Source organism: Stenotrophomonas sp. SAU14A_NAIMI4_8, assembly GCF_003086695.1.
Classification (GTDB): domain Bacteria; phylum Pseudomonadota; class Gammaproteobacteria; order Xanthomonadales; family Xanthomonadaceae; genus Stenotrophomonas.
In genome coordinates, this window is record NZ_CP025999.1 from 1,505,478 (window position 1) to 1,524,447 (window position 18,970).

Here is an 18,970-nt window from a genome sequence, read left to right on the forward strand (position 1 = left end):
AGGCCCATTAAGGTGTGCGCCTTCATCGAATCCAGCCCATTGCTGCAACACAGCATTTGATGCCAGATCGAATATTTCCATTGAGAAATATTTTTTTTGGAAGAAAATGCTCTCCCATGATCTGTCCTCCCACGACCCCGGCCGGCTTCGGCCCCCCCAGCTTTGGTCTGCTGCTGCGCCAGGTGCGCGACGGCCTGGTCCGCCAGCTCGATGCGTCCATGGCCGAAGAAGACCTCGGCATCGGCTTCACCCATTACATCGGCCTGAAGCTGCTGGCGCGCATGGCCCCGTGCACGGCCAACGAACTGGCCCAGGCCATCGACCAGGTGCCCAGCGCGGTGACCCGCCTGCTGGACAAGCTGGAAGCGCTGGGCTGCGTGCGCCGCGAGCCGCATGCGCAGGACCGCCGGGCGCTGCAGATCGTGCTGACCGATGAAGGCCGCGCCCTGTGGGCACGGCTGCAGAAGCGCGGCGACGCGGTGATGGATTTCGCCCTGCGCGATCTGTCCGCCGACGAACGCGCGCTGTTGTTGTCCCTCCTGACCCGTATCCGCGATTCCCTGACGACCCCATGAACCCGATCCCGTCCCTTACTCTCCGCCGGTCCGGGCGTGCGCTGCTGGTATCTGCGCTGGCCCTGGCCCTGGCCGCCTGCGCCAGCAGCCGCGGCCTGACCCCGCAGGGCCACGTCCTGGACGTGGACAGCCTGCACAGCGAACGCACCCTGGCCGACAGCGACCTGAGCGCGGCCGGCTTCCCCGCCCAGGACTGGTGGAAGGCCTTCGGTGACGCGCAGCTGGATGCGCTGATTGCCGAAGGGCTGGCCAGCCACCCCAGCCTGGATGCGGCCGACGCGCGCCTGCGCCAGGCCCAGTCGCAGGTCGGCACCGCACGTGCTGATCGCCTGCCCAGCCTGTCGGTGTCCGGTGGCTACACCGGCGTGCGCCTGCCCGAATCGATGGTGGGCGATGAAGTGGGCGGCCATTACGGCGGCAGCGGCCAGGTCGCCTTCGATTTCAGCTACGGCATCGACCTGTGGGGCGGCAAGCGCGCCGCCTGGGAAGCGGCCGTGGATGGCGCACACGCGGCCACCGTCGACGCGCAGGCTGCGCGCCTGAACCTGTCCACCGGCATTGCCCAGGCCTACGCCGAACTGGCCTATGCGTGGCAGCTCAACGATGTGGCCGAGGAAGAACTGGCGCGTTCGCAGAAGTCGCTGGAGCTGACCCGCCAGCGCCGCCACGCCGGCATCGACAGTGACCTGCAGGTGCGCCAGGCCGAGGCCCGCGTACCGGCCGCGCAGCAACAGCTGCAGGCCGCCCAGCAGCGTATCGACGCCGGCCGCACCGCACTGGCCGCGCTGGTCGGCAAGGGCCCGGACCGTGGCCTGTCGATCGAACGCCCGCAGCCGCTGAACCCGCTCGCCCTGCAGTTGCCGGGCGTGCTGCCCAGCGAGCTGCTGGGCCGTCGCCCGGACATCGTTGCCGCACGCTGGCGCGTGGAAGCGGCCGACAAGCAGATCAAGGTGGCCAGGACCAAGTTCTACCCCAGCTTCAACCTGACCGCGCTGGCCGGCGTGGTGGCGCCGAACGTGGGTGACCTGCTGCAGAGCAGCTCCACCTTCGCCTACATCGGCCCGGCGCTGAGCATGCCGATCTTCGAAGGCGGCAAGCTGCGCGCGAACCTGGCCAACACCGATGCGCAGTACGACCTGGCCGTGGCCAACTACAACCAGGCCGTGCTGGATGCGCTGCGCGACGTGGCCGACCAGGTCAACGCGGTGCGCTCGCTGGGCCAGCAGGCACAGTCGCAGCAGCAGGCGGTCGATACCGCCCGTGCCGCCTTCGATATCGCCCAGCAGCGCTACCGCGCCGGCATCGGCAGCTACCTGGACGTGCTGAGCGCGCAGTCCACCCTGCTGCAGTCGCAGCAGCAGCTGGCCGGCCTGCAGTCGCAGCAGGTGCAGACCTCGGTGCGCCTGAGCAAGGCGCTGGGTGGTGGTTTCCAGCCCAGCGACGCCGACCGCGCACCGGTCGCCTCCCATTCCGATTCCTCGCATTCCTGAAGATTCCTGCCATGAGCCAGACCCAGACTCCTGCGGCACCCGCCGCCCCCAACCGCCGCGGCAACCTGCTGCGCGGCCTGTTCGTGATCGTCGTGCTGCTGCTTGCGGCACTGGCGCTGTGGTATTTCATGTTCGGTCGCTGGTTCGAAGAAACCGACGACGCCTACGTGCAGGGCAACCTGGTGCAGATCACCCCGCTGGTGCCCGGCACCGTGGTCGCCATCAATGCCGATGACGGCATGCGCGTGGAGCGCGGCCAGCTGCTGGTGCAGCTGGACCCGGCCGACACCTCGGTGGCGCTGCAGCAGGCCGAAGCCAACCTGGCCAAGACCGTGCGCCAGACCCGTGGCCTGTACCGCAGCGTGGAAGGTGCCCAGGCGGACTTGAACGCCCGCCAGGTGACCCTGAAGCGCGTGCGCGAAGACTTCGCCCGCCGCAAGGACCTGGCCGCCACCGGCGCCATTTCCAACGAAGAACTGGCCCACGCCCGCGACGAGCTGGCTGCCGCCGAAGCGGCCGTGGCCGGTTCGCGCGAGACCGTCGAGCGCAACCGCGCGCTGGTCGATGACACCGTGATCGCCACCCAGCCGGACGTGCAGGCCGCCGCCGCACAGCTGCGCCAGGCCTTCCTCAACAACGCCCGCGCCGGCATCGTTGCGCCGGTGACCGGCTACGTTGCCCGTCGTTCGGTGCAGGTGGGCCAGCGCGTGCAGCCGGGCAATGCCTTGATGGCCGTGGTGCCGACCGAACAGATGTGGGTGGAAGCGAACTTCAAGGAAACCCAGCTGCGCCACATGCGCCTGGGCCAGGAAGTGGAGCTGAAGTCGGACCTGTACGCCGGTGATGTGAAGTACACCGGCCGCATCCAGAGCCTGGGCCTGGGCACCGGTTCGGCGTTCTCGCTGCTGCCGGCGCAGAATGCCAGCGGCAACTGGATCAAGATCGTGCAGCGCGTGCCGGTGCGCATTGCCATCGACGCCAAGCAGCTGGCCGAACACCCGCTGCGCATTGGCCTGTCGATGAAGGCCGAAGTGAGCCTGCGCGACCAGAAGGGTGAAGTGCTGCCGACCGCTGCCGCCAAGGGCACCGTGTTCGACACCGATGTGTATGCCAAGCAGTTGCACGATGCCGACGAGGTGATCCACACGATCATCCAGGGCAACCTGCCGCAGCAGGCCAAGGCGAGCTGAGGTCGGCCATGTCCGCACAAGCTCCAGCCGCGCCCGGAACGCCGGGCGCACCGGCGGCGCCGGGTGCGGCCGCCGGATTCCTGCCGCCCAGCGTGGCCCTGTGCACCGTGGGCCTGGCGATGGCCTCGTTCATGCAGGTGCTCGACACCACCATCGCCAACGTTTCGCTGCCCACCATCGCCGGTAACCTGGGCGCCAGTTCGCAGCAGGCTACCTGGGTCATCACCTCGTTCGCGGTCAGTACGGCCATCGCGCTGCCGCTGACCGGCTGGCTCAGCCGCCGCTTCGGTGAGCGCAAGCTGTTCATCTGGGCCACGCTGGCCTTCGTCATCACCTCGCTGCTGTGTGGCCTGGCGCAGAGCATGGGCATGCTGGTGGTATCGCGTGCCCTGCAGGGCTTCGTGGCCGGCCCGATGTACCCGATCACCCAGTCGCTGCTGGTGTCGATCTATCCACGCGAGAAACGTGGGCAGGCGCTTGCCCTGCTGGCGATGATCACCGTGGTGGCGCCGATCTGCGGCCCGATCCTGGGCGGCTGGATCACCGACAACTACAGTTGGGAATGGATCTTCCTGATCAACGTGCCGCTGGGCATCTTCGCCGCGCTGGTGGTGGGCAACCAGTTGAAGGGCCGCCCGGAGCAGATTGAAAAGCCGAAGATGGACTACGTCGGCCTGGTCACCCTGGTGATCGGCGTGGGCGCACTGCAGCTGGTGCTGGATCTGGGCAACGACGAAGACTGGTTCGCATCGACCAAGATCGTGGTGCTGGCCTGCGTGGCGGTGGTGGCGTTGGCGGTGTTCCTGATCTGGGAACTGACCGACAAGGACCCGATCGTCGACCTGAAGCTGTTCCGCCACCGCAACTTCCGCGCCGGTACGCTGGCGATGGTGGTGGCCTACGCGGCGTTCTTCAGCGTGTCGCTGCTGATCCCGCAATGGCTGCAGCGTGACATGGGCTATACCGCCATCTGGGCCGGCCTGGCCACGGCGCCGATCGGCATCCTGCCGGTGATCATGACCCCGTTCGTTGGCAAGTACGCCTCGCGCTTCGACATGCGGATGATCGCGTCGTTTGCGTTCGTGTTCCTGTCCTTCACCAGCTTCATGCGCTCGGACTTCAACCTGCAGGTGGACTACACGCATGTGGCCGGCGTGCAGTTGATCATGGGTATTGGCGTGGCGCTGTTCTTCATGCCGGTGCTGCAGATCCTGTTGTCGGACCTGGACGGTCGCGAGATCGCGGCGGGCTCTGGCCTGGCCACCTTCCTGCGTACGCTGGGCGGCAGTTTCGCCGCATCGTTGACCACCTGGCTGTGGGCGCGGCGTACCCAGGTGCACCACGCCGACCTGACCGAACACATCTCGGCCTACCAGCCGGGCATGCAGGACCAGGTGACCGCGATGGGGCAGGGCGACCTGCAGCATGGCGCCGCGGTGCTCAACAACATGATCAACCACCAGGCCTCGCAGATGGCGTTCAACGACATCTTCTACCTGCTGGGCTGGACGTTCCTGGCGATCATCGCGTTCCTGTGGCTGGCCAAGCCGCCGTTTGGCGCCGGTGCCGGTGCCGCATCGGCCGGCGGGCATTGATCGATCATTGCCGTTGAAATGCAAGAACCCCGCCGCAAGGCGGGGTTTTTGTTTGCACCGCATCCACGCATGGCGTGGATCTACTGCGGGTGCGTCGGCGTGTCGGTAGAGCCACGCCATGCGTGGATGGATCCCGGGGCCGTGCAATCGTCAAACCCCGGAAACGAAAAAACCCGCTTTCGCGGGATTGATCATCCGGTAGATCCACGCCATGCGTGGATGGATCCCGCGCCGTGCAATCGTCAAACCCCGGAAACGAAAAAACCCGCTTTCGCGGGATTGATCATCCGGTAGATCCACGCCATGCGTGGATGGATCCCGCGCCGTGCAATCGTCGAACCCCGGAAACGAAAAAACCCGCTTTCGCGGGATTGATCATCCGGTAGATCCACGCCATGCGTGGATGGATCCCACGCCGTGCAATCGTCAAACCCCGGAAAAGAAAAAACCCGCTTTCGCGGGTTTGATCATCTTGAGTCATGGTGCCCAGGAGAGGACTCGAACCTCCACGGTTTTACCCGCTAGTACCTGAAACTAGTGCGTCTACCAATTCCGCCACCTGGGCGACTCAGGAGAGAAATTGTGCGGTAAGCCCGCCGATGTGTCAACACAATTTCACACTTATTTTTCAGTGCGAACGCCCAGGTGCTGCAGCAGGCTGCGCATCGGTGCCGACAGTGCCTGCGCGTCGGCAATGCACACGCAGAGACGGCGCTGCGCCCAGCCATCTTCCAGTGGAACGGCAACGGTGCCGGTGCTGCGCCGGTGCTGCCGGGCCAGCGTGCGCGGCATGATGCCCACGCCGATGCCGTGGCCGACCATCGTGCACAGGCCCTCGAAGGTTTTCATGCGGATGCGCACATCCAGCACGCGACCGGCGGCAGCGGCCAGCTCTTCGATGTAGGTCTGCAGGGCATTGCCGTCGGCCAGCGCGACGAAGGTTTCACCCAGCACATCGGCGAAGGACACGCTGCGGCGCTGGGCGAAGCGGTGGTGGCCGGGCAGCAGCATCACCAGCGGATCTTCGGCCACCACATGGCGCTGCAGTCCCTCGGCCGGCACGGCGTCGCTGATGATGCCGGCCTCGGCCTGTCCGGCGCGGAGTGCGCGAACGACCTCGTTGCTGGTGCGCTCGTGCAGTTCCACCCGCAGCCGCGGCCGCTGGGCCAGCCACGGTGCCAGGCGCGCGGGCAGGTAGTTGGTCAGCGCAGCGGTATTGGCATACAGGTGCAGGGTGCCGCGCGCGCCCTGTGCGAATGCCTGCAGCTCGCCGCGCAGCTGCGTCTGCTGCTGCACGATCAGTCGCGCATGGTGGGCGAGGGCGGCACCGGCTTCGGTCAGGCTTACCCCGCGTGGATGCCGGTCCAGCAGCGTGCTGCCGGCATCGGCTTCGATGGCGCGCAGGCGTTCACTGGCCGACGCCAGGGCCAGGTTGGCCTGTGCCGCACCGGCGGTGATGCTGCCCGCGTCGGCGACGGCCAGGAACAGGCGCAGATCGGCAATGTCCAGTCGCATGGGAATGACCTCGGCAGGGCGGCTGCCTTCGGCTGGTCCGAAGGGTGGGGCCGCAAAGCCGCATTGTGCGCCGTTGCCGCGGCCGCTCCAATGGCGGCATGAACGAGACGATGTACTTCTATGGGTTGCTGGTGGTGGTGTTCGTGCTGGCCGGCGTGGTCAAGGGCGTGACCGGCATGGGGCTGCCGACGGTGGCGATGGGCTTGTTGGGCGGCGCGCTGTCGCCGGTGGCGGCCGCATCGATGCTGTTCATTCCCACCTTCGTGACCAATGCCTGGCAGTTGTTGTCCGGCCCATCGCTGGGCCATACCGTGCGGCGGCTGTGGCCGATGATGCTGGCGGTGGTGGTGGTGACGCTGGGTTCGGCGGCGCTGCTGGTGCGGGTGGACCGCGATCTTTCGCGCATGGCGCTGGGCGTGGCGTTGGTGGTCTACGCGCTGTACGCCCTGGTTGCGCCGGTATTCCATGTACCGCAGCGGCGCGAGCGCTGGCTGGGGCCGCTGGTCGGGGCGATTTCCGGCGTGGTGACCGGCGCCACCGGCGTATTCGTGATGCCGGCCGTGCCGTACCTGCAGTCGCTGGGCCTGCAGCGCGACGAACTGGTGCAGGCGCTGGGCCTGGCGTTCACCGTATCGACGATTTCGCTGACCACGGGCCTGATGCTGCATGGCGCCTTTGGCGTGCAGCAGCTGGGCATGAGTGCGTTGGCGGTGGTGCCGGCGCTGGCCGGCATGTGGCTGGGGCAGGTGATCCGGCAGCGCATCAGTGCACGGGTGTTCCGCGCGTGCTTCCTGGGGTTCCTGCTGCTGCTGGGGCTGGAGCTGGTGCTGCGGCCGCTGCTTTGATGACGTTCGCCGGGCATGGCCCGGCGCTACCGTGATGCGTGTCTGTTGCCCGGATCGCGGGCATGAAAAAACCCGCTTTCGCGGGTCTTTTTCATTCTCGACGTGGTGCCCAGGAGAGGACTCGAACCTCCACGGTTTTACCCGCTAGTACCTGAAACTAGTGCGTCTACCAATTCCGCCACCTGGGCGCCGAGGAGCGAGATTATGGGGTGTTGTTACGGGGGTGTCAACACCTTTTGCAGCGCCGGGGTCGGACGTCGGGGTCAGAGCCCTTTCCTTTGGAAAGGGATCCGACCCCTTTGCCGGATTGCAGGCAAAAAAAAATCCCCGCCGAAGCGAGGAGTTTTTTCGTTGGTGCCCAGGAGAGGACTCGAACCTCCACGGTTTTACCCGCTAGTACCTGAAACTAGTGCGTCTACCAATTCCGCCACCTGGGCGTTCCAGAGGCGCAATTGTGAAGATGAATCGGCAGGCTGTCAACGCTTTCGCGCAAAAATTTCACGCCCGCCTGCAAAGGTGGCCGCTGACCCGCTGTGCACGCCTGCAACGGCTACCATGTAGGGCGATGACTACCAAAAAACCAAGCAAGGGCGGGAGCAAGTCCCGCAGCCAGGCCCCGACCAAGGGTGCCAAGGCGGGCGCAGCCCGCACCACCAAGCCGGGCAAGCCGTTGCCGGGCTGGTTCCCGGAATTGAATGAAGGCGGTGCACCGCCGCGCGGCCGCAAGGGCCGCAGCGCCGATGCCGCCGCCCCGGGCCCGGCCCCGGGCCGCAAGCTGCCGCCGGCCGGCAAGGTGATCGACGATCCCTATGCGGCCCGCGAAGCTGAAAAATACGAACAACCCATTGCCAGCCGCGAGGCGATCCTGGCGCTGCTGGAACGTTGCGAAGGGCCGCAGACCGCCGAAGAACTGGGCGCACGCCTGGGCCTGACCGCCGCCGACCGTGCCGAAGCGCTGTCGCGCCGGCTGGGCGCGATGGTGCGCGATGGCCAGCTGGTGCAGAACCGCCGCGGCGGCTTCGCGCCGATCCAGACGCTGAACCTGGTCACCGGCGTGGTGATCGCCAACCCGGAAGGGTTCGGCTTCCTGCGCCCGGTCGAGGGCGGCGACGATCTGTTCCTGCCGCCTTATGAGATGCGCAAGGTCATGCACGGTGACAAGGTGCTGGCGCGGGTGACCGGCATCGACCACCGCGGCCGCCGCGAAGGCAGCATCGCCCGCGTGCTTGAGCGCGGCATGACCCGCCTGATCGGTCGCTTCAGCATTGAAATGGGCATCAACTACGTGGTGCCCGATGACAAGCGGATCCAGCGCAACGTGCAGGTGCCGCCGGACCAGACCGGTGGTGCGCGCGATGGCCAACTGGTGGTCTGCGAACTGACCCAGGCACCGGACAGCCGCCGCCCGCCGATCGGCCGCATCATCGCCGTGCTGGGCGACAAGCTGACCGCTTCGCTGGTGGTGGAAACGGCCATCCACGGCCACGAACTGCCGTTCGAGTTCCCGCAGGAGGTGCTGGACGAAGCCGCCTCGGTGCCGCTGGTGGTCGAGCCGGCGATGATCGGCGGCCGCGTCGATCTGCGCAGCACGCCGCTGGTCACCATCGACGGCGAGGACGCCAAGGACTTCGACGACGCGGTGTACTGCGAACCGAATGCCGACGGCTTCCGCCTGGTGGTGGCCATCGCCGATGTGTCCAACTACGTGCGCCCCGGCACGCCGCTGGACGAGGAAGCGCAGAAGCGCGCCACGTCGGTGTATTTCCCGGGCTTCGTGGTGCCGATGCTGCCGGAGACGTTGTCCAACGGCATCTGCTCGCTGATGCCCAAGGTCGACCGCATGTGCTTCGTCTGCGACATGCAGATCGACCGTGACGGCGTGGTCAGCCACTCGCGCTTCTACGAAGCAGTGATGAACTCGCACGCGCGCCTGACCTACACCCAGGTGTGGAAGGCGGTGGGCGAGGACGATGCCGATACCAAGGCCTGGATGGGCGAACTGCTGCCGCAGGTGCAGCGCCTGCACCAGCTGTACAAGGTGCTGGCCAAGGCGCGTGCCAAGCGCGGTGCCATCGAGTTCGAAAGCAGCGAAGTGCGCTTCGTGCTGGACAACCGCGGCGAAGTGACCCAGGCCGGCATGCTGGTGCGCAACGATGCGCACAAGCTGATCGAGGAATGCATGATCGCCGCCAACGTGGAGGCGGCCAAATACCTGTTGTCGCGCCACGTGCCGGCGCCGTACCGCATTCACGAAAAGCCGCCGGAAACCAAGTACGCCGACCTGCTGGAATTCCTCAAGGAGTTCAAGCTGAGCCTGCCGCCGTGGTCGAAGGTGCGCCCGGGCGACTACACCAAGCTGCTGAAGAAGATCCGCGACCGTCCCGATGCCACGTTGCTGGAATCGGTGCTGCTGCGCAGCCAGAGCCTGGCCATCTACAGCCCGGACAACCACGGTCACTTCGGCCTGGCGCTGGAGGCGTACGCGCACTTCACCTCGCCGATCCGCCGCTACCCCGATCTGCTGGTGCACCGTGCGATCAAGCACGCGCTGTCCGGCAAGCCGCTGGATACCTTCACCTACAACGCCCGCGAGATGGCTGCGCTGGCCCTGCAGTGCTCCGAACGCGAGCGCCGTGCCGACGAGGCCGAGCGCGAAGTGGACGAGCGTTACCGCGCGGCGTGGATGGAAAAGCACGTGGGCGGCCAGTTCGACGGCGTGATCAGCGGCGTGACCAGCTTCGGCCTGTTCGTGGAACTGGACGATTCCAAGGTGCAGGGCCTGGTCCACGTGACCCAGCTGCCGCAGGACTACTACAAGTTCGACGCGACCCGGAAAACGCTGAGCGGCGAGCGCCGTGGCGCCAGCTACCGGCTGGGTGACCGCGTGCGCATCCTGGTGCTGAAGGCCAGCATGGAAGAACGCAAGATCGACTTCCGCCTGGTCGAGCACAAGGGCGAGGACGAAGGTGACGGCCTGCCGCCGTTGCCCGAGCGCGGCAAGCCGGCCAAGCGCAAGAAAGAGAAATATTGAAGGTAAGGTGTGCCGACCAACGGTCGGCACCCACTTCACCCGGTAGGTGCCAACCTTGGTTGGCACATCCCTCACCCGGTAGGTGCCAACCTTGGTTGGCACGATGTTTCCGAGGAACCCACCATGCAGGGCCATCCCGAATACAGCGGCGGCTGCCAATGCGGCGCGATCCGCTTCCAGGTGCGCGGCCAACTGACCGACAGCTCGATCTGCCATTGCCGCATGTGCCAGAAAGCCTTCGGTGCCTACTACGCGCCGCTGGTCTCGGTACGCGGCGCACAGTTCGCCTGGACCCGCGGACAGCCGCGCCATTTCCAGTCCTCCAACGTGGTGCAGCGTGGGTTCTGCGCCGACTGCGGCACGCCGCTCACCTACGAGGCGCCCGATGGCATGGCGGTGGCGGCCGGGGCGTTCGACCAGCCCGAGCGGTTGCCACCGACCATCCAGTACGGGGCCGAGCGCAAGCTGCCCTTCGTGGATGATCTGGCCCGGTTGCCGGCGCGGCGCACCGAGGAGGACGTGGCCGCGCTGGAGTTCCTGGCCACGATCGTGTCCCACCAGCACCCCGACCACGACACCCCGCACTGGCCCGCGCGCAGCCGTTCAGCCGAAGGATGAACGGCGGGTAGCGCCGGGCCATGCCCGGCGGCCACGCAGCGCGGCCGCCGCCGATGCTCTACCATAGCCACCCCCTTTCCGGTCCCCGCCCGCATGAGCAAGAACAGCCAGTGGATTGTCGGCGTCAACGCCGTCGCCTCCTCCATCGAGAACGACGCCGACAACGTCCGCGAAGTGCTGGTCGAGGCCGGTGCGAAGAACCCGCGCCTGACCGAAATCGAAGAGAACGCCCGCCGCAAGGGCATCGACGTGCGCAAGGTCAACAGCCAGGCGCTGGATGGCGTGGGCGGTTCGGTGCGCCACCAGGGCGTGGCCGCGCGCTACGCCGCTGCCCGCACCTACAGTGAGAACGAGCTGGAAGGCCTGGTGACCGCTGCCGAGGGCAAGGCCCTGCTGCTGGTGCTGGACGAGGTGCAGGACCCGCACAACCTGGGCGCCTGCCTGCGCTCGGCTGCAGCGTCCGGTGCCACGGCGGTCATCATTCCCAAGGACAAGTCGGCCACGGTGAACGCCACCGTGCGCAAGACCTCGGCCGGCGCCGCCGACCGCATTCCGGTGGTGGCGGTGACCAACCTGTCGCGCTGCCTGAAGGACCTGCAGAAGCAGGGCGTGTGGATCTACGGCCTGGCCGGCGAAGCCACCGCTTCGCTGTACGACCTGGACCTGAAGGGCAACATCGCGCTGGTGCTGGGCGGTGAGGCCGACGGCCTGCGCCGCCTGACCCGCGAGAACTGCGATGGACTGGTGAAGATTCCGATGCCGGGCGAGATCGAGAGCCTGAACGTGTCGGTGGCCGCCGGCGTGAGCCTGTTCGAGGCCGTGCGCCAGCGCGGTTGAGCGCGGGGTCGGATCCCTTTTCCATGGAAAAGGGCTCTGACCCCTCGGCACAGTGGGGTCAGAGCCCTCTCTGCGAGAGGGGTCCGACCCCCTTACCCCGCGCTGCCGCCCAGTGCCTTGAACAGGGTGACGTCGTTGTTCAACTGGCTCTGCCGCACGCGCGCCAGCGACAGTTCGGCATCGCGCCGGGTCTGCTGCGCTTCCAGCCAGGTGCGCAGATCGGTGGCACCCACCCGGTAGCGCACTTCCTGCGCGCGTTCCACTTCCACCGCCTGGTCGTACGAGGCCTGCGAGGCTTCGACCTGGCGTGCCAGCTGTTCGCGTGCCGACAGCGCGTTGTCCACTTCAGACAGTGCCGTGTACAGCGTCTTGCGGAAGTTGGTGGCGTCGATCTGGTAGGCGGTGCCGGCAATGTCGGTATCCAGCTGCGCCCGCTGCAGGTTCAGGAACGGCAGCGACAGGCCCGCGCCCAGCGTGGCCACCGGGTTGCGCAGCACATCACCCAGTGACGTGGCGCTGGAACCCACGCTGCCGGTCAGGCTGAGCGCGGGGTAGTACTGGGTGGCCGTCACCTTGATGGTCTTCAGGCTGTTGCGCAGGCGCAGCTCGGCCGCGCGCAGGTCGGGGCGGCGGCCCAGCAGATCGGCCGGCAGGCCCTCGGCAATGGCCGGGCTGCGTGCATCGTCCAGGTTCTGCGGTTCGTCCTGCTGCGGCCACGGCGTGCCATCCAGCAGCACGGTCAGCGCATTGCGTACTTCCACCCGCTGCTGTTCCAGCGCGCTCTGCGCCGAGCGCTGCGACTGCAGGTTCTGCTCTGCCTGGCGTACTTCCAGCCGCGATACCGCACCGGCGTCGAAGCGCGCCTGCACCAGGTCGCGGGTGCGCTGCAGGCGCTCCAGGTTGGCCTGGCCGCTGGCGATGGACTGGTTCAGATAGGCCAGGGTCCAGTACTGGGTGATGGTGTCGCCGATCACCAGCAGCGCGGTGTTCTGCCGGTCTTCCTCGCTGGCCTGGGCTTCCCAGCGGGCGATGTCGCGCTGCGTGCGCAGGCGTCCCCACAGGTCGATTTCCCAGCCCAGCGACACGCCGGTGGAATAGCTGCGGCTCCAGTCGTCGGCCTGGTCGGTGGCACGGCTGCCGCTGCCACTCACGCCCGACGAGGACGGCTGCGGCCACAGCGCATTGCTGGCCAGCCCGGCCTGCAGGCGCGCGCGCTGCACGGCCAACCCGGCAGCGCCCAGGTCACTGTTGGCCTGCAGTGCGCGTGCCACCAGCCGGTCCAGGCGTTCATCGCCGAACCCCTGCCACCAGGTGTCCTGGCGGATATCGCGGCTGGGCGTATCCAGGCTGCTGCGCGGGTCGTCGGCGGGCGCGTTGAGGGTGGCATCGCCGCGGCCCCAGGTGGCAGCCACTTCGGGATCCTGGGTGGGGTAGCGGCCCACCGATGCGCAGCCGGACAGGGCCAGCAGCACGGCGCCAGCCAGCAGCAGGCGGGTGGGGGCAGGGAAGGGCAGTCGGGTCATCATCATCTTCATTCGCGGGCCAGTGCCTCCACCGGGTCGAGCTGGGCGGCACTGCGTGCCGGCAGGAATCCAAAGGCCACGCCGATCAGGGTGGAGCAGGCGAACGCGGCCACGATCGAGGCGGTGGAGAACAGCACCTGGAAATCACTGGAGAAGCGTCCGATCAGCGCGCCCAGCAACAGTGCCAGGCCCACGCCGAGCAGGCCACCGAGCAGGCAGACCAGTACCGCTTCGATCAGGAACTGCTGGCGGATGTCGCTCTGCCGCGCGCCCACGGCCATGCGCACGCCGATCTCGCGGGTGCGCTCGGTCACCGACACCAGCATGATGTTCATCACCCCGATGCCGCCCACCAGCAGCGCGATGGCGGCGATGGCGCCGATCAGCAGGGTCATGGTGCGGGTGGTCTGCTCGATGGTCTCGCGGATTTCCGCGCTGTTGCTCAGGAAGAAATCCTCGGTGCCATGGCGCAGCGTCAGCAGGCGGGTGATGGCCTCCTGCGCGGCATCCATCGGCGTTTCGTCATTCACCCGCACGGTGATGCTGGACACGTGGCTCTGCCCCAGCATGCGCGACATCACCGTGGTGTAGGGCACGAACACGCCCAGGCTGGTGCTGCCGCCAAAGCCGAAACTCTGCTTCTTGGCCACGCCCACCACGCGAACCGGCACGTTGCCGAGCAGGATTACCTGGCCGACCGGGTCGCTGTCGGGGAAGAACTGGGTCTTGGTGTTCTCGTCGATCACCGCTTCCTGCGCCAGGCCCTTCACCGCATCGGTGTCGAAGAAGCTGCCGCTGAGCAGGGTGATGCCCTTCACCCGGAAGTACTGGTCGCCCACGCCACTGATCTGCGCGGTGGCCGACTGGTTGCGGTAGCGCGCGGTAACCGAGGTCGACACGCTGGGCGTGGCGCTGTCCACGTAGCTCTGGGTGGCCAGTGCGTCGGCGTCGGTGGCCTTCAGGGTCTGCACCCGCGCCGAGCGCATGTCACCAAACCCGCGACCGGGGTAGACGTCGATGGTGTTGGTGCCCAGCGCGCTGATGTTCTGCAGGATCTGCTGCTGCGAACCGTTGCCCAGGGCCACCACCGAGACCACCGAGGCGATGCCGATGATGATGCCGAGCATGGTCAGGAAGGTGCGCAGGCGGTGCGCGTTCATGGCCAGCAGGGCCATGCGGAAGGCTTCGGTGAAGCGGTCGCGTGCGGCGCGCCAGTTGCTGCCGTGGGCCACGCCGATGCTCGCTTCGCGCTGCGCCCGATGGCTGGGCGCCTTCGGGTTGGCGCGGTCGGCGATGATTTCACCGTCGCGGATTTCGATGATGCGCTGGGCGTGTTCGGCCACGCTCATGTCGTGGGTGACGATGATGATGGTGTGGCCTTCGGCATGCAGCTCGCCCAGGATCGCCATCACTTCTTCGCCGGATTTCGTGTCCAGTGCGCCGGTCGGTTCGTCGGCCAGGATCACCTCGCCACCGTTCATCAGGGCGCGGGCGATCGACACGCGCTGCTGCTGGCCACCGGACAGCTGGCCGGGCTTGTGGTGCATGCGGTCGCCCAGGCCCAGGCGCTGCAGCAGTTGTTCTGCACGGGCGTTGCGCACCGGGCCGGGACTGCCGGCGTAGACGGCCGGCACTTCCACGTTGCCGCGCGCGTCCAGGTCGCCCAGCAGGTGGTAGCGCTGGAAGATGAAGCCGAAATGTTCGCGGCGCAGTTCGGCCAGCGCATCCGGTTCCATGTTGCCGGTCTCGCGGCCGGCCACCTGGTAGCTGCCGCGGGTGGGCCGGTCCAGGCAGCCCAGGATGTTCATCAGGGTGGATTTGCCCGAGCCGGACTGGCCAACGATGGCCACCATTTCACCGGCATGGATATCCACGTTGACATCGCGCAGCACGGCGATCATCTCGTCGCCGGCGGGAAACTCGCGGCGCAGGTCACGCAGGCGCAGCAGGGGGGCGCCGTGGCTCATCGGCGCGGCCCCATGCCACCGGGCGGGCCCATGCGCATGCCGCCGCTGCGGTTGCTGCTGCCATTGCTGGCCGCCGCGGCGCTGGCTTCACCCACCACCACGCGTTCGCCTTCTTCCAGCCCGGACAGGATCTGCGCGCTGGCACCGTTGCTGATGCCCACCTTCACCTTGCGCGGCTGCGGCTGGCCGTTTTCGCCCACCACCCGCACCATGCGCTGGCCATCGCGGGTCTTCGGGCCCAGCGCCACGGCCGGAACCAGCAGCGCGCCCTTGGCCTGGTTCAACAGCACCGAGACCTGCGCGGTCATGTCGATGCGCAGGGTGCCGTCGGGGTTTTCCACGTCGAACAGGGCGTTGTAGTACACCGCGCTGCTGGAGCTGGAACTGGACGAGCTGCTGGAGCTGGACGAGCTTTCATTGGCGATGGACGACGGCGCCGGATTGATCTGGCGCAGCGTGGCGTGGTACTTGCGGTCCGGGTCGCCCAGGGTGGTGAAGTACACCGGCATGCCGGCCTTGATCTTCACCACATCGGCCTCGGACACTTCGGCGTTCACGGTCACCACGTCCAGCCGCGCCAGCATCACGATGGTCGGTGCGGTCTGGTTGGCGTTCACGGTGCGGCCTTCTTCGGCCACCACGGCCACCACGGTGCCATCCATCGGCGCGGTGATGCGGGTGTAGGCCAGGTTGGCGCGGGCGGTGCCCAGTTCGGTTTCGCGCCCCTTGATCTGCGCCTCGTAGGATTGCAGCTGCGCGCGGGCGGTCTTCAGCGTGGCTTCGGCGGCATCGTATTCCTGGCGCGAGGTCGCTTCGGCGGCCAGCATCTGCTTCTGCCGGGCGAAATCCAGTTCGGCCTGGCGCAGGGTGGCCTGCTGCACGGCGCGCTGGGCGATCACCTGGTCCAGCGATGCCTGGGCATTGAGCACCTGGTTCTGCTGGGTGGTGGCATCGATCTCGGCGATCAGGTCACCTTCCTTCACCGTGTCGCCCAGCTGCACCTTCAGCGATTTGATCTGGCCCGAGGCCTGGGCACCCACGCTGACCAGCTTGTAGGCATCGATCACCCCGGTGGCTTCCACGGTCTGTTCGATATCGCCACGGCTGACCGCAGTGGTGGCCAGGGCCGGTGCGGCCGGCTTGCGCAGCAGCCACCAGGCGGCCACGGCAGCGACCAGGACAAGCACGGCGATCAGCATCAGGCGACCTTTGCGGGTCGCGGGCAACAGGCGGGAGATCACGTCGGGGGCTTCACTCTGGGGGCCGCGGGGCGGCGTTGGCAGGCATTGTGAAGAGCCGACGAGGCCGCGCTCAATCCTCGGGGTGTGTCTGTATGTAACACTGTCGGGCAGAGTGCGTAACCACAGGTATCCGGCCCCGCCGTGGATACAGTGCTACGCAATGGCCAGGATGCGGTTCAGCTCCCGACACGGGAAAATCGCCACATGGAGACCGAAACCCCGATGCATCGACTGCTGATCGTCGACGACGACAACGACATCCGCACCCTGCTGGCCGAGCAGTTGGGCAAGGCCGGCTATCTGGTCAGCACGGCCGCCGACGGCACCAGCATGCGCCAGCTGCTGGACCGCGAGCACGTGGACCTGATCGTGCTGGACCTGAACCTGCCGCGCGAAGACGGCCTGACCCTGTGCCGCGACCTGCGCGCACGGTCCAACACGCCGGTGATCATGCTGACCGCGCGCGCCGAGCCGATCGACCGCGTGCTGGGCCTGGAAATGGGCGCCGACGATTACCTGGCCAAGCCGTTCGAACCGCGCGAGCTGCTGGCGCGCATCCGCAACGTGCTGCGCCGGACCGAAGCATTGCCGGCCAACCTGGAGCCGTTGGCCGTGCGCCGCGCGCGTTTCTCGCGCTGGGTGTTCGACCTGGAACACCGCCATCTGGTGGATCCCGATGGCCGCGTGGTGGTGCTGTCCGGTGCCGAATTCCGCCTGCTGCGTGTGTTCATCGCCCATGCCAACAAGGTGCTGTCGCGCGAGCAGCTGGTGGCGCTGAGCAGTGGCCGCAACTATGAAGCGCAGGACCGGGCGATCGACCTGCAGGTCAGCCGCCTGCGCAACAAGCTGGCCGATGATGGCGGCCCCGATGGCCTGATCAAGACCGTGCGCAACGAAGGCTACGTGCTGGCCTCGTCGGTGCAGATGGAATAACCACGATGCAGCGCCTGCGCCATTTCCTGTCCTCGATGGTGGGACGGCTGTTCGTGATCCTGCTGCTGGGCATGGCGGTGGCCGCGATCGGTGCGACCATGCTGGCCTCTTCGAAGCGCCAGCAGGAATTCGAGCGGCAGAACCTGAACCGCGTGGCCGATCGCCTGCAGGGCTACGTGAACATGCTCGACGGCAACCCGGAGCTGCGCGAGCGGCTGCTGGAGACCGGCGGGCCGAGCGTGCGTTCGTTGCCGCCGGATGCGCGCCTGGGCCGGCAGGACACCGCGTTGATGCAGGTGCTGGATGACCGCGCCGGACCGGTGGCGCGCGCGCATGTGCACTTCACCTCGTTCCGTTCCTGCATTCCCCGCCTGCAGGAATTCCTGCCGCCACCGCCGCCGCCGAATGGCCATCGGCGCCCGCCGCGCGAGCGCGATCCGTCCTTCATTCCGCCCAAGTGCCGGGCCGTGGATGTCACGCTGAGCGACGGCACCCTGCTGAAGCTGGCGCTGGATTCGCCGGCCGTGGCGCACAACGGCATCCTGGCGGTCGATCCGCTGTTCCTGACCCTGCTGGTGCTGGCCATCGGCGTGCTGGCCTATGTCGTGGCGCGCATGTCCAGCAAGCCGCTGCAGGAACTGGCATCGGCTGCCGAAGAACTGGGCGACGATCTGCAGCGTGCACCGCTGCCGCTGCGCGGCCCGCGCGAGGTGCAGCGTGCCGCCGAGGCCTTCAACGCCATGCAGCAGCGCCTGCAGCGGCACCTGGCCGAGCGCACGCAGATGCTGGCGGCGATCACCCACGACCTGCAGACGCCGCTGACCCGGCTGCGCCTGCGCCTGGAAAACGTGGGCGACGAAGCCCTGCGCGAACGCCTGATCGGCGACCTGGCCGCGATGCAGGCGCTGGTGCGCGAAGGCCTGGAACTGGCACGCAGCGCCGAGAGTTCCGAGCAGCGCGCCGCCCTGGACCTGGATTCGCTGCTGGAAAGCATTGTCGAAGACACCGCCGAGGGCGGTGCCGACGTGGCCTTCCAGGGCCGCAGCGGGGCGGTGCTGATGCTGCGCCCGCTGGCCATGCACCGGCTGTTCTCCAACCTGGTGGACAACGCGGTGATGTACGCGCAGCGGGTGCGGGTACGGGTGGAGCGCGATCAGGAGGGCATCACCGTGGTGGTGGCCGACGATGGCCCCGGCCTGGCCGACGACCAGTTGGAAGCGGTGTTCGACCCGTTCGTGCGGGTGGAGACGTCGCGTTCGCGCGAGACCGGCGGCGCCGGGCTGGGCCTGACCATCGCCCGGGCCCTGGCCGAAAAGGATGGCGGCCGGCTGTGGCTGCGCAACCGGCCGGCCGGCGGCCTGGAGGCCGTGGTGCACTGGCCGGCCAGCACCCAGGCGCGCCCGTAGATCCACGCCATGCGTGGATGACGTTGCGCCCGGGGTCAGAGCCGTTCTCCGCAGGAAAAACGGATCTGACCCTATGCTCCCATCCCCGGCGCCGGGGCTGCGGTGACGCCGAAGGGGGTGTTTGCCCTATCATTCGCGTCAACTTCCCAGCGCTTGACCGATGACCCAGCCCGTTCGTGCCGGCGTGCGGCCCCGTGCCGCCCA

General features: G+C 67.5%; 14 protein-coding genes and 3 tRNA genes. 10 read left to right on the plus strand and 7 right to left on the minus strand.

What is annotated here, in order from left to right; genetic code table 11:
• Nucleotides 1-116: 116 nt before the first annotated feature.
• Genes C1930_RS06930 through emrB form a run of 4 tightly spaced genes read left to right on the plus strand, consistent with a single transcriptional unit; the run spans nucleotide 117 to nucleotide 4,850 of the window.
• Entirely contained in the window at nucleotides 117-575 is a 459-nt protein-coding gene (locus C1930_RS06930; protein WP_108752608.1) for a MarR family transcriptional regulator, read from the plus strand.
• The gene (emrC, locus tag C1930_RS06935) at nucleotides 572-2,065 is read left to right on the plus strand and encodes a multidrug efflux transporter outer membrane subunit EmrC (protein ID WP_108771383.1); all 1,494 of its coding nucleotides are present in this window, start codon (nucleotides 572-574) and stop codon (nucleotides 2,063-2,065) included. The genes C1930_RS06930 and emrC overlap by 4 nt, the downstream gene beginning before the upstream one ends.
• Nucleotides 2,066-2,076: 11 nt before the next feature.
• Complete coding sequence (gene emrA, locus C1930_RS06940; protein WP_108749086.1) at nucleotides 2,077-3,255, plus strand: multidrug efflux MFS transporter periplasmic adaptor subunit EmrA; 1,179 nt, start codon at nucleotides 2,077-2,079, stop codon at nucleotides 3,253-3,255.
• A gap of 8 nt (nucleotides 3,256-3,263) precedes the next feature.
• Nucleotides 3,264-4,850, plus strand: a complete 1,587-nt coding sequence (emrB, locus tag C1930_RS06945; RefSeq protein ID WP_108755788.1) for a multidrug efflux MFS transporter permease subunit EmrB — start codon at nucleotides 3,264-3,266, stop codon at nucleotides 4,848-4,850.
• 480 nt (nucleotides 4,851-5,330) lie between these two features.
• On the opposite strand, the gene C1930_RS06950 is transcribed toward emrB, so the two are convergent.
• A tRNA-Leu gene (locus tag C1930_RS06950) sits at nucleotides 5,331-5,415 on the minus strand.
• A gap of 56 nt (nucleotides 5,416-5,471) precedes the next feature.
• Nucleotides 5,472-6,365 (minus strand): LysR substrate-binding domain-containing protein, encoded by an 894-nt coding sequence (locus C1930_RS06955; RefSeq protein WP_108755789.1) that lies wholly within the window; start codon nucleotides 6,363-6,365, stop codon nucleotides 5,472-5,474.
• Nucleotides 6,366-6,463: 98 nt separating this feature from the next.
• Here C1930_RS06955 and C1930_RS06960 point away from each other — a divergent pair, with 98 nt between their 5' ends.
• Nucleotides 6,464-7,210: a sulfite exporter TauE/SafE family protein gene (locus C1930_RS06960; RefSeq protein WP_108771384.1), complete on the plus strand. Its 747-nt coding sequence runs from the start codon at nucleotides 6,464-6,466 to the stop codon at nucleotides 7,208-7,210.
• A gap of 103 nt (nucleotides 7,211-7,313) precedes the next feature.
• On the opposite strand, the gene C1930_RS06965 is transcribed toward C1930_RS06960, so the two are convergent.
• Together C1930_RS06965 and C1930_RS06970 are read right to left on the minus strand one after the other, a co-directional pair.
• Nucleotides 7,314-7,398: transfer RNA gene (locus C1930_RS06965), tRNA-Leu, on the minus strand.
• Between the two features lie 164 nt (nucleotides 7,399-7,562).
• A tRNA-Leu gene (locus C1930_RS06970) sits at nucleotides 7,563-7,647 on the minus strand.
• Nucleotides 7,648-7,775: 128 nt separating this feature from the next.
• Here C1930_RS06970 and rnr point away from each other — a divergent pair.
• The 3 genes from rnr to rlmB all read left to right on the plus strand — a co-directional run bounded on the left by rnr (nucleotide 7,776) and on the right by rlmB (nucleotide 11,696).
• Nucleotides 7,776-10,241, plus strand: coding sequence for a ribonuclease R (gene rnr, locus C1930_RS06975; protein ID WP_108771385.1), 2,466 nt, complete (start codon nucleotides 7,776-7,778; stop codon nucleotides 10,239-10,241).
• 123 nt (nucleotides 10,242-10,364) lie between these two features.
• Complete coding sequence (locus tag C1930_RS06980; protein ID WP_108752620.1) at nucleotides 10,365-10,859, plus strand: GFA family protein; 495 nt, start codon at nucleotides 10,365-10,367, stop codon at nucleotides 10,857-10,859.
• A gap of 93 nt (nucleotides 10,860-10,952) precedes the next feature.
• A complete protein-coding gene (rlmB, locus tag C1930_RS06985) occupies nucleotides 10,953-11,696 on the plus strand; it encodes a 23S rRNA (guanosine(2251)-2'-O)-methyltransferase RlmB (RefSeq protein WP_107230358.1) in 744 nt (247 codons plus the stop codon).
• 92 nt (nucleotides 11,697-11,788) lie between these two features.
• Here rlmB and C1930_RS06990 read toward each other — a convergent pair whose 3' ends face one another.
• The 3 genes from C1930_RS06990 to C1930_RS07000 are packed head-to-tail and all read right to left on the minus strand — an operon-like array spanning nucleotide 11,789 to nucleotide 16,427.
• Nucleotides 11,789-13,231 carry a TolC family protein gene (locus C1930_RS06990; protein ID WP_108771386.1) on the minus strand — a complete coding sequence of 481 codons (1,443 nt, stop codon included), beginning with the start codon at nucleotides 13,229-13,231 and terminating at the stop codon, nucleotides 11,789-11,791.
• Nucleotides 13,228-15,186: a MacB family efflux pump subunit gene (locus C1930_RS06995; RefSeq protein ID WP_108771387.1), complete on the minus strand. Its 1,959-nt coding sequence runs from the start codon at nucleotides 15,184-15,186 to the stop codon at nucleotides 13,228-13,230. The genes C1930_RS06990 and C1930_RS06995 overlap by 4 nt, the downstream gene beginning before the upstream one ends.
• Nucleotides 15,183-16,427 (minus strand): efflux RND transporter periplasmic adaptor subunit, encoded by a 1,245-nt coding sequence (locus C1930_RS07000; RefSeq protein ID WP_108771388.1) that lies wholly within the window; start codon nucleotides 16,425-16,427, stop codon nucleotides 15,183-15,185. Before C1930_RS07000 ends, C1930_RS06995 begins: the two co-directional genes overlap by 4 nt.
• A 204-nt stretch (nucleotides 16,428-16,631) precedes the next feature.
• On the opposite strand from C1930_RS07000, the gene C1930_RS07005 reads away from it, so the two are divergent.
• Nucleotides 16,632-17,360 carry a response regulator gene (locus C1930_RS07005; protein WP_108752624.1) on the plus strand — a complete coding sequence of 243 codons (729 nt, stop codon included), beginning with the start codon at nucleotides 16,632-16,634 and terminating at the stop codon, nucleotides 17,358-17,360.
• Nucleotides 17,361-17,365: 5 nt separating this feature from the next.
• Entirely contained in the window at nucleotides 17,366-18,766 is a 1,401-nt protein-coding gene (locus tag C1930_RS07010; protein ID WP_108771389.1) for an ATP-binding protein, read from the plus strand.
• Nucleotides 18,767-18,970 lie beyond the last annotated feature (204 nt).